Source organism: Ancylobacter amanitiformis (assembly GCF_030814815.1).
In the GTDB taxonomy this organism is placed as follows: domain Bacteria; phylum Pseudomonadota; class Alphaproteobacteria; order Rhizobiales; family Xanthobacteraceae; genus Ancylobacter; species Ancylobacter amanitiformis.
Map to the genome: position 1 here is coordinate 58979 of NZ_JAUSVR010000019.1, position 9676 is coordinate 68654.

At 68.0% G+C, this 9676-nt stretch carries 10 protein-coding genes; 4 read left to right on the forward strand and 6 right to left on the reverse strand.

Annotation, left to right across the window (positions count from 1 at the left end):
- Positions 1 to 31: 31 nt before the first annotated feature.
- Positions 32 to 1930 (reverse strand): protein-disulfide reductase DsbD, encoded by a 1899-nt coding sequence (dsbD, locus tag QOZ99_RS19405; protein WP_306891642.1) that lies wholly within the window; start codon positions 1928 to 1930, stop codon positions 32 to 34.
- Positions 1931 to 2046: 116 nt separating this feature from the next.
- On the opposite strand from dsbD, the gene QOZ99_RS19410 reads away from it, so the two are divergent.
- Together QOZ99_RS19410 and QOZ99_RS19415 are read left to right on the forward strand one after the other, a co-directional pair.
- Entirely contained in the window at positions 2047 to 2709 is a 663-nt protein-coding gene (locus QOZ99_RS19410) for a response regulator (RefSeq protein WP_306891655.1), read from the forward strand.
- Positions 2706 to 4031, forward strand: coding sequence for an ATP-binding protein (locus tag QOZ99_RS19415; protein WP_306891643.1), 1326 nt, complete (start codon positions 2706 to 2708; stop codon positions 4029 to 4031). Before QOZ99_RS19410 ends, QOZ99_RS19415 begins: the two co-directional genes overlap by 4 nt.
- Before the next feature lie 33 nt (positions 4032 to 4064).
- Here QOZ99_RS19415 and QOZ99_RS19420 read toward each other — a convergent pair whose 3' ends face one another.
- From QOZ99_RS19420 to QOZ99_RS19435, 4 genes are all read right to left on the reverse strand, one after another.
- Positions 4065 to 4592 carry a DoxX family protein gene (locus QOZ99_RS19420; RefSeq protein ID WP_306891644.1) on the reverse strand — a complete coding sequence of 176 codons (528 nt, stop codon included), beginning with the start codon at positions 4590 to 4592 and terminating at the stop codon, positions 4065 to 4067.
- Entirely contained in the window at positions 4589 to 5359 is a 771-nt protein-coding gene (locus QOZ99_RS19425) for an HvfC/BufC family peptide modification chaperone (protein ID WP_306891645.1), read from the reverse strand. Before QOZ99_RS19425 ends, QOZ99_RS19420 begins: the two co-directional genes overlap by 4 nt.
- A gap of 3 nt (positions 5360 to 5362) precedes the next feature.
- Complete coding sequence (gene bufB, locus QOZ99_RS19430; protein WP_306891646.1) at positions 5363 to 6295, reverse strand: MNIO family bufferin maturase; 933 nt, start codon at positions 6293 to 6295, stop codon at positions 5363 to 5365.
- Between the two features lie 63 nt (positions 6296 to 6358).
- Positions 6359 to 6646 carry a BufA1 family periplasmic bufferin-type metallophore gene (locus tag QOZ99_RS19435; RefSeq protein WP_306891647.1) on the reverse strand — a complete coding sequence of 96 codons (288 nt, stop codon included), beginning with the start codon at positions 6644 to 6646 and terminating at the stop codon, positions 6359 to 6361.
- Between the two features lie 187 nt (positions 6647 to 6833).
- Between QOZ99_RS19435 and QOZ99_RS19440 the strand changes: the two genes are divergently transcribed.
- Together QOZ99_RS19440 and QOZ99_RS19445 are read left to right on the forward strand one after the other, a co-directional pair.
- Positions 6834 to 7382: a sigma-70 family RNA polymerase sigma factor gene (locus tag QOZ99_RS19440; protein ID WP_306891648.1), complete on the forward strand. Its 549-nt coding sequence runs from the start codon at positions 6834 to 6836 to the stop codon at positions 7380 to 7382.
- 1 nt (position 7383) lies between these two features.
- Positions 7384 to 8022, forward strand: coding sequence for an NrsF family protein (locus QOZ99_RS19445; RefSeq protein ID WP_306891649.1), 639 nt, complete (start codon positions 7384 to 7386; stop codon positions 8020 to 8022).
- Positions 8023 to 8129: 107 nt separating this feature from the next.
- Here QOZ99_RS19445 and QOZ99_RS19450 read toward each other — a convergent pair whose 3' ends face one another.
- Positions 8130 to 9389, reverse strand: a complete 1260-nt coding sequence (locus tag QOZ99_RS19450) for a DUF2254 domain-containing protein (RefSeq protein ID WP_306891650.1) — start codon at positions 9387 to 9389, stop codon at positions 8130 to 8132.
- Between the last annotated feature and the right edge of the window lie 287 nt (positions 9390 to 9676).

Here is a 9676-nt window from a genome sequence, read left to right on the forward strand (position 1 = left end):
GAACTCCTGAACGTTCAAGGGTGAAGGGGGGTCATGCGCCGGCGGCGTCGAGCCGGCGGAGGATGGCGTCGACGGTCACGGGGCCGACGATGCGGGAGCCGGGAATCTCGCGCCCCTGCGCATCAACGAGGAACAGGGCGGGTGGCCCGACCACGCGGAACCGCTCCATCAGGGCGCGGGTCGTGGCGTTGTAGTCGGTGACATCGGCGGTGACCTGCGGCACGGCGGCGAGCCGCGCGCGCAATTCCGGCGCTGCCATCACCCTCGCATTGGCTTTGCAGACGGTGCACCAGTCAGCCGTGAAGTCGACGAGGATGGGGCGATTGGGCACGGCACTGTCGGCGGCACCGTCGGCCGCAGCGGCGACCGCGCGGTCGAAGCTGGTCGAGGAGGTGACGGTGGCCGCGGCCTGCGCTGCCGGCCGGCGGGCATCCGCAACGGCCTCGAAGGCCAGCGGGCGGAGCGGGTCCTGCGCGCCGCCGGCGGCGCCGACGATGAGCGTCGCGCCGTAGAGCGCCGCCGCCATGCCACCGCCGCGCGCGAGGCGGGCGGCTGGGCCGCTCGATGCGGTGAGCCGGTCGAACCCGCCGAAGAACGCCGCCGCCCCTAGCAGAAGCACGCCGAACATGGCGAGACTTGCCGGCGCCGGCAGCAACCGGCCGGCCAGCAGAATGGCGACGGCGAGGAAAACCGTGCCGAAGGCCTGCTTCGCTCGTTCCAGCCAGGCGCCGCCACGCGGCAGCACGCTCGGGCCGAACAGGCCGACCAGCATCAGCGGCAGGCCCATGCCGAGGCCGAGCATGAACAGCGCGCCCGCCCCGGTGACGACGTCGCCGGTGGTCGCGGCATAGAGCATGGCGCCGGCCAGTGGCGGGGTCACGCAGGGCCCGACGATCAGCGCCGAGCCGAAGCCCAGCAGCGCCGCGCCACCCAGCGAACCGCTACCGCCACGTCCAGCCAGCCGGGCGGAAAGACCCGCCGGCAAGGCGAGATCGAACAGGCCGAACATGGAGAGCGCCAGCAGGACGAAGATCGTCGCCGTCACGCCCAGCGCCAACGGTGTCTGCAGCGCGGCCTGAAGGTTCGCTCCCGACCCGCCGGCCACAGCACCGACCAGACCATAGGCGCCGGCCATGGCGAGCACATAGGCACCGGTCAGCGCCAGGCTGCGCCGCCGCGTCAATGTCTCGCTCGAGCGGGTCAGCATGCCGGCGAGAATCGGGATCATCGGGAAGACGCAGGGGGTCAGCGCCAGCAGCAGGCCGAAGCCGAGAAAGGCCAGCAGCGTCCAGCCGAGACTGCCGGCGAACAGCGCGGCGATGCCCTCGCCGTCGTCCACGGCACCTTCCGTTGATAGCGCCGCCGGTTCCATCGTCGCCGGAGCCGGGCCGCTCCGAGCCGATATGTCCGCCGTGGCGGAGATCCGACCGGGCGGTGCGACCCTTGTATCGAGGGTCGAGAGGTCGACGAGGCGCGCCTGCGGGGGGAAGCAGATGCCTTTTTCCGAACAGCCCTGATAGGCGACCTTCAGCTCGCCGGTGCGGGGGAGCGCCCCGGCGCTGGCTTCGACATCCCGATGGAAGACCTGCACGACGCCGAAATTGGGATCGTCCTTGGCCTCGCCAACGGGCCGTTCCAGCGGCACGGCCCGGCCGTCCAGTGAGGCGCCGAGACTGTCGCGGTAGAGATAATTGCCCGGCTCGACCATCCAGCGCAGCACCAGCGCGCCGTCGGGCGAGCGCGCCGCCTCCAGCGTGAAGGGGACCCTGGGTGCGGAGGCGGCGAAGAGCGGTGCGAGGTCCGGATCCTCGGTGGCGGAGGCGCTGAACGGCGACAGGCACGCAAATGCCAAGGCTGCCGCCCGCATGCCGTTCGCCCGGGAATGTCCCGTCTTCCAGAAGTGCCCCGTCTTCCAGGAGTGTCCTGCCATCGGATTCGCCGCTCCTTCATCGTCGCGGCGCAGCGCTCTTATCCTCACCTTAAGCCAGCCTTAAGCTGGCGATGGACCATGGCGAGCAGCGACAATGCGGAGATGAACAGGGCGTGATGCGTATTCTTCTGGTCGAGGACGATCCGGTTCTGGCGGACGGCGTGCGCGCCGGCCTTGTTCTCGCCGGCCTGACCGTCGATGCCGTGACCACCTGCGCGGATGCTCACGCCGCGCTGGGCATCTGCCGGTTCGATGCCGTCGTCCTCGACCTCATGCTGCCGGACGGCTCCGGTCTCGACGTGCTGGCGAGGCTCCGCGCCCGGCAGGATGCGACGCCCGTGCTTGTGTTGACCGCGCTGGACGAGACACCGGACCGCATACGCGGGCTGGATGCCGGCGCCGACGACTATCTCGGCAAGCCGTTCGACCTCGATGAGCTGGCGGCCCGCCTGCGCGCGCTCGCGCGGCGCGGCGGCGGCCGGGCCAGTGCGTTGATGCATCACGGCCCGATCGCGATCGATCCAGCCACGCTCGCCGTCAGCCTGGAGGGCTCCCCCGTGCCGGTGTCGCGGCGGGAATTCGCGGTGCTGTCCATGCTGATGGAGCGGCCGGGCGTGATCCGGTCCAGGGGCGAGCTGGAGGAGCGACTTTATGGCTGGCAGGAGGAGGTCGAGAGCAACACGATTGAAGTCTATGTGCACAATCTGCGCGCCAAGCTCGGCCGGGACCTGATCGAGACGGTGCGGGGGATCGGCTATCGCCTGCGGGTGCCGGCATGATCTCGCTGCGCCGCCGCCTCTTTCTCATCCTCCTGGCGGCCACGGGGCTGATCTGGCTGTGCGCGGTGGCGTGGATCAGCATTGGCAGCCGCAGCGAGCTGGAGCGCGTGCTCGACACAAGGCTGCAGGAGGCGGCGCGCATGGTGCACTCGCTGGTGATGACAGGCGAACGCATGCAGGGCGCGCCAGAGATGGGGCCTGCCAGCATCCTGCCCTCCGCTGCGGGGGGCTATGAGCGTCAGCTCTCCTGCCAGATCTGGTCCTTCGATGGCCGGCTGCTCGCCCGGTCCTCCGGTGCGCCCGAGGCCGTGCTGGCCGGTGAGCGCGAGGGTTTCACCGACCGCGAGGTCGATGGCGAGACCTGGCGCGTCTACACCATCGTGGACCCGCAAAAGGATGTCCGGGTGGTGGTCGGCGACCGGATCGGGCTGCGCGACAAGCTGGTGCGCGATCTCGTCGCCGGCCTCGCCGCCCCGGCGCTGCTCGCCATGCCGCTGCTGGGGCTGCTGATCTGGTGGAGCCTCGGGCGTGGGCTTCGCCCTCTCAACAAGGCGGCGGAAGAGATCGCCGCACGCGAGGGCGAGGACATGCGTCCGGTGCCCCCGGACGGCGCGCCTTCGGAAATCCAGCCCTTGATCGGCGCCCTCAACGGGTTGTTCGCCAAGGTGGAAGCCGCGCGGGCCCATGAGCGCGATGTCACCGCCTTCGCCGCGCATGAATTGCGTACGCCGCTGGCGGGACTGAAAACACAAGCGCAGGTCGCTCTCGCGGCTGGCGAGGCTCAGGTGCGGGAGAACGCCCTGCGGCAGATCATCGTCTCCGTGGATCGAGCCAGCCGCCTGGTAAAGCAGCTTCTGGCGCTGGCGCGTCTCGATGCGGGAGCCGCCGGCGCGGCAAGAGAGACGTCCATTGGCGCGTTGATCCGCGATATTGTTGCAGCGGTGCCGCATCCGCCGAATGTGAGGACCATCATCGACCCCGCGCTTGGCCCTCTGGTACGGCAGCTGGACCCCGACACGCTGTCTCTCGTGCTGCGCAATCTTCAGGAAAACGCGGTCCAGAACATGACCGCCGGTACGATCCGTTGGTTCGCGGAAGGGCCGGACAAACTTGTGATCGAGGATGAAGGTCCGGGAATTCCCGGTGAGGAACTTGGCCTCGTTCGCCAGCGTTTCTATCGCGGGCGCGCCGTGGCAGGGGCTGGCTCGGGTCTGGGTCTTGCCATCGCCGACACGGCCGCAACCCGGATCGGCGCCCATCTCGACCTCGCCAATCGCGAGGACAGGGCTGGACTGCGCGCCGTCGTCCAACTCTCCCCTTGATTGGAAGGCCGGCGGCGCTGATTGGGGCGAGCGTCATTTGGTCGGCATTGTCGGGAGGCTCGGTCGTCGGGAAGCGTGAAAAAACTGGTCCAGACTGAGGCTGCCCCCGCCAAACACCATGAGGGCGAGCGCCATGGCGGCCCAGGGCAAATGGAAATTCGCCCAGCCCTCGGGAATGGTGAGCTGGATGATCGCGGTCATCGCCAGCAGGCCGAGCGCGGCGAAACGCGTGCCGAGGCCGAGTACCAGGAGAACCGGCAACGCGATCTCGCCGATCCCGGCCGCGGCCGCCATCACCAGAGGGAATGGATAGGCATACTCGCCGCCAAGAATGTGGAGCCGGAACTCCTCCTCGAACAGGAAGCGCGCGCCGGTCGAGAGGTGCAGAAAGCTGTCCCATTTGGTCAGGCCGGACAGGAAGAACGGCACCGCCAGCGCAAAGCGCAGGGCCAGTAGCGGCAGCGATTGCGGGATCGAGGCGAGCAGGCGATCGGCCTGTCGGACAAGCCCCGCCAGCGAGGCTCGGCCGTGTTGCGGCGCGTGCGCGGTCTCGAGGCTCATGGCACGTCCCCTTGATGAATGCCGGCAAACGCGCCCAGCGCATGCAGGCCGACCAGTGCGGCGCCGAAATCGAACGCCGGTTCATGGGCGAAGGCGGCCTCGGCGGCCTCGCCCAGCGGAGCGCCGCCAAACAGCGCCTGTGCGAAAATTCCGTCCTGTGCCGGAACGATATGGACGTTGACGTCCATGTCCGGCCGCACCACGAGCACCGTCTCGGCGTCCCACGCCTCCATCGGCGGCACGGTCGCGCTCTGATGAGCGCCCCAGATCGAGCCGACCGGATGCGGCGAGCGAATAAGAGCCGCCGAGGGATGCGCGGCCAGCCGGAGGTTCGGCAGCGCGTCGGGCGCCATGGCGGCCACCGCCGAAAGATCGGGCAAGGCGGCGTCGGCGGCGTGATAGGCCCGGGTCCACGCGGCTTCCAGCCTTGCGACATCGGCGAGATAAGCCAGTTCGGCTGCGGGCTCGAACGCCGCGATGAACGCGGGAAAATCGTCGCCATAGTCGATGATCCGCGGCGAGGCGGGCTTGTTATCCTGCGCATAGAGGCGGGCCATGGCGGTGAAAAACGCCGCGCCGACCAGCCGTTCCGTCACCGGAAAACGCTGTGCCAGTGCCTTGGTCAGACCGACATAGACATTGTTGCGATAGACCGCGAAGCGCGCCGCATCCGGCTGCCCCCGCGCGGTGGTGATGCCGGCCGGCAGCGGCCGCTCGGCATGGAGCAGGGCCTGCGCGAAATCCTCCTGGCTGGCGGCAAGACTCATGGCTCAGGCCGCCCGTGTCTGGCGATTGCGCCGGGCCGCTTCGCGGACGATCAGGGCATCGGCCCGCACCGCCTCGGCCTGAAGCGTGGCGAAGTCCGGCACGTCATTGTCCCATTCGATGAGCGTCGGCACCGGCCCGGTGCGCGCCAGAGCGTGTTCATACAGCGCCATGACATCGGTTTTGACAGGCGAGCCATGGGCATCGATCAGCAGCCGGTCGCCCGCGCCGTCGACGGTCTCGTCATAGCCGGCGAGGTGGATTTCGCCGACGCGCTCCACGGGGAAGCGATCAATGTAGGTGCGGGGGTCCAGCCGGTGATTGACGCTGGAGACCATCACATTATTGACGTCGAGCAGCAGCCCGCAGCCGGTGCGCGCGGCGATTTCTTCCAGGAAGTCGATCTCGTCGATGGTGCTGTCCGCGAACAGCACATAGGTCGACGGATTCTCCAGCAGCAACCTCTGCCCGATGGCCTGCTGCGCCTCGTCGACATGGTCGATCACCCGCGCCAAGGTCTCGTCGGTATAGGGCAGCGGCAGCAGATCGTTCAGAAAGCCGGTGTCATGCGTCGACCAGGCGAGATGTTCGGAAAAGCTTTGCGGCTTGTAGCGCTCGACCAGTGTCCGCAGGCGCGACAGGTGCGCCTTGTCGAGCGGGCGGGCCGCGCCGATGGAGAGGCCGACGCCGTGCAGCGAGAGCGGATAGAGCTTTGCGACCGCCTCGAGATAGCGATGCGGCGGACCGCCGGCGCCCATGTAGTTCTCGGCATGGACCTCGAAGAACCCGATATCGGGCCGGTGTTCCAGCACATGGCCGTAATGTTCGGGCTTGAGGCCAAGGCCGGCACGGGGGGGCAGGTGGCGGGGCGGGTGGCTGGGCAGGTGGCTGGGCAGGCGGCGGGGCGGGCAGTCGGAGCGGGTGGCTGCATCCGTCATGGCGAACTCCCTTGGCATTGAAGGCGGGAGGGAGGCCCGCCGCGCGGACCTCCCGGAAGCCGCTCAGCTCTTGATCGGCGTCAGCGAGCCCGTGTGCGTGCCGCCCTTCATGGTGACGCAGGTGCCCTTGGGAACCGCCTTCCAGGCATCGCCCTGGTAATCCGTCGTCGAGGTACCCGCGCAGGTGGTGCCGGCACCCGCCGCGCAGTCATTCTGGCCCTTGAGAGAAACGCCGTAGCATTTTTCGTTGCCGGCCATCTTTTCCGGCGCGAGCGGGGCCGCGAAGGCGGTGCTGGCGAGGGCGGTGGCCAGCGAGCCGGCGAGGGCGAGAGCAAGGGTCGAGCGGTTCATGGGTCGTCTCCTGTTGATCTCTGGCGCCGGTCGTCGTCGACCGTGCGATGATCCGTTCGACGCCAGACCATCCGGCGTTACGCTGCCCGTCGACACGAGTTCGTGATCGGCCGGGCGATGGGCTTGGACATTATTTTCGTGCCCACGTAACAAGTCGGCGCGTGGGCCCGAATGGGGGAGACCGGCGTTGAACGGCAAGAACGAACGCGAAAACGAACGCGAACTTGCCGATCTGCTTCGGGCCGCGATTGCGGGCGACGAGCGCTCCTATGCGCTTTTTCTCGATCGCATCGCGGCACTGGTTCGTGCCTATGCCCGCCGCAAGATTTCGCATGGCGGGGTCGACCCGGAGGACGTCGTGCAGGAAGTGCTGCTGGCGATTCACTTGAAGCGCCACACATGGATGCCCGAGGCCGCGGTGATGCCCTGGGTTTACGCCATTGCCCGGTTCAAGTTGATCGATGCCTTCCGCCGGCGCGGCCGTCGTGTCGAGATCGACCTTGACGAGATTGCAGAGACCTACGCGCAGCCTGAGATCGAGACGGTGAGCGACCGGGATGTTGGCAGGGCGCTGGATACGCTGGCGCCGGGGCAGCGTTCGGTCGTTGCCGCGATCTCGGTGGAAGGGCGCTCGATCGAGGAGACGGCGCGGAAGTTCGGCATGAAAGAGGCTGCGGTGCGGGTGGCGCTGCACCGTGGACTGGCCGCGATTGCGCGGCGATTTGGACGGGACTGAGATGAAAACCGACGATCTCATCAGGGCGATGGCCGCCGACACCGGCCGCAGGTCGATGCCGATGGACACCGCATGGCGCCTCGCCGGCGTGCTGGCCTTTGTCCTGGCCGGCGCGGTGTTTCTGGTTGCGCTCGGCCCGCGCCCGGATGCGCTGGCATCGCTGGAGACCGCGCGATTCGTGTTCAAATTCGTGGTGACGCTGGCGTTGGTGGCGAGCGCCTTCGCCCTGGTGCGCGCGCTCGCGCGTCCCGGCGGTGGCGGCGGGTCCCTGCTGGCATGGCTCGCGGTTCCGCCGCTGCTGCTGGTGGTTGCGGTTGCGCTCGAACTGTTCGCGGTCCCGGCGTCCGAGTGGATGACGCGGCTGGTGGGCGTCAATAGCCAGGTGTGCCTCACCTTCATTCCGCTGATTGGCGCCGCGCCGCTGGGGGTGTTCTTGCTGGCACTGCGCCATGGCGCGCCGACCCGTCCCCGTCTCTCGGGTGCGGTGGCGGGGCTGGTCGCCGGCGGTCTGGCAGCGGCGTTCTATGCCGCGCACTGCCCGGACGACTCGCCGCTTTTCGTCGCCACCTGGTACAGCCTCGCCATAGCCGGCCTGGCCGCCGTCGGTGCGCTCGCCGCACCGCTGGTCGCGCGCTGGTAGCCCGGCCGCCTGCAACGCACCGTCGCCGAAGCTTGGCGGTTTTCACCAGGCGGGCGAACGCACGACACTTCGCCGCGCGGCTCGGACGCGAGCCAAGACCGCGTCTGCTATTGGCCTTCCTCGATCCCGATGTCGTGGGCAAGCTCGCGCAGTCGGCGCCGATCGGCGTCGATAGCCAATGCAACCTCTGCGCGCTTCAGGGCCTCGCGTGAATGTCGCCGAGCGTTCTCGGCGTAACCGTCCCGGCTGAATCGGGAGAGGGTCCGGAAGGCCTTCTGCAGCCGTATGCCGATCTCGACTGTCGCGGCGCCGTCGCGGGCGATCGGGGTGAACAGATCGTCGAACAGATCGTCCACCTTGACCGGTGCTACGAAAAGTCTGGGGTACTCGATCTCGGCCTCCAGCGGCTCGCGCCAGATCGCCAGCAGCCGCACCGCCCGGCCGATGACATCGATCGCGGTGCCGGGATCGTTGATGCCGGGCGACAGCGCACGGCTCGCAATTTCGGTCAGCACCACCGCACCAAAACGGGGATCCTGATCGAATGAGCGTACCCCGGCGATCGTGAAACACCCACGAATCCTCGCGTCCTGATCGTCGACGCCGAGCCTGTCCGCAAGGGCGATCGGCCGGGTCGGATCGACGAAGGCGCCCGGTATGTCGAGGACGTAGATCCGGCCCGATCCTTCTTCGGCGATCGTGGATAAGGCGCGGGTGTCGATATGCTGCACGTAGCCGATGTCCGACGCGAAGATCGGCCTTGCCGTCGGCGGGATGGCCGCGCGTTCGGGCAAGGGCCGCCCGCCGAGATAAGGGTTCTGCAGGCGGAATCGCATGGCGCTTGCTGCCGCGGCTTCGACCCGCTCGGTGGTCTCGGTCACACGTCCGAGCCGCGACAGGTGGTCGATCCAGCGCAGGAGTGTCACCACGATGGCGATGATGACGAGGATGGTGACGGCGAACAGAACGACCCGCCCGCGATCGCCATAGAGCCCCGTCGACAGCGCGATGATCCCGACCAGGCTGAACAGGAAGGAGCCGACGAAGGTGGACAATACGGTCTGGGTGGTGGTGTCCTCCATGATGAGCCTCGTCGCTCGGGGCGTGACGTTGCTCGTTGCCGCCGAATAAGCCGAGATCATTGTCGAGAGCGAGAAGGTGGTCACCGCCAGCATCGAGGAGGCGATGATGCCGAGGATGTTGTCGACGGCGTCAGAGCCGATCTTCGTCGGCAGGCCGGCGGGGATGTAGGGTGTCACCACGACCGCGACGAGCGCGGTCACGATTGCCGCCACCGAGAACAGGCTCGCGCGAACCCAGATGCGGCGCGAGAACTGGCGAAACGCCCATACCCATCCCGAGATCATCGTCTCTCTTTTCGTCTTCGCCGGGTGTCCCGCGGCCAGGGTTGGAACACGCCATCATCCGGCAGCGCGGCAGCTTCTACGAGCGAGACGCTCTCTCATTCCTGCCTGGGAATCCAGCGACAGACCCAGAACGAAAGTGTGAGTGCCGCCGCCGCACGAGGCTACCGGACAGCACATGACGATGATCGGCCTCTAGCTGGCCGACTCATAACTTCGCGGCCAGATGCGGATTGACGCGAGTTGGATTGAGGCGAGGAAATTGTCGTCTCGTTTGTCGTAGCGGGTGG

Coding starts and splice junctions, on each gene's coding strand:
- dsbD (WP_306891642.1), bottom strand. CDS start 1,930: ATGGCAGGACACTCCTGGAAGACGGGGCACTTCTGGAAGACGGGACAT.
- QOZ99_RS19410 (WP_306891655.1), top strand. CDS start 2,047: ATGCGTATTCTTCTGGTCGAGGACGATCCGGTTCTGGCGGACGGCGTG.
- QOZ99_RS19415 (WP_306891643.1), top strand. CDS start 2,706: ATGATCTCGCTGCGCCGCCGCCTCTTTCTCATCCTCCTGGCGGCCACG.
- QOZ99_RS19420 (WP_306891644.1), bottom strand. CDS start 4,592: ATGAGCCTCGAGACCGCGCACGCGCCGCAACACGGCCGAGCCTCGCTG.
- QOZ99_RS19425 (WP_306891645.1), bottom strand. CDS start 5,359: ATGAGTCTTGCCGCCAGCCAGGAGGATTTCGCGCAGGCCCTGCTCCAT.
- bufB (WP_306891646.1), bottom strand. CDS start 6,295: ATGACGGATGCAGCCACCCGCTCCGACTGCCCGCCCCGCCGCCTGCCC.
- QOZ99_RS19435 (WP_306891647.1), bottom strand. CDS start 6,646: ATGAACCGCTCGACCCTTGCTCTCGCCCTCGCCGGCTCGCTGGCCACC.
- QOZ99_RS19445 (WP_306891649.1), top strand. CDS start 7,384: ATGAAAACCGACGATCTCATCAGGGCGATGGCCGCCGACACCGGCCGC.
- QOZ99_RS19450 (WP_306891650.1), bottom strand. CDS start 9,389: ATGATCTCGGGATGGGTATGGGCGTTTCGCCAGTTCTCGCGCCGCATC.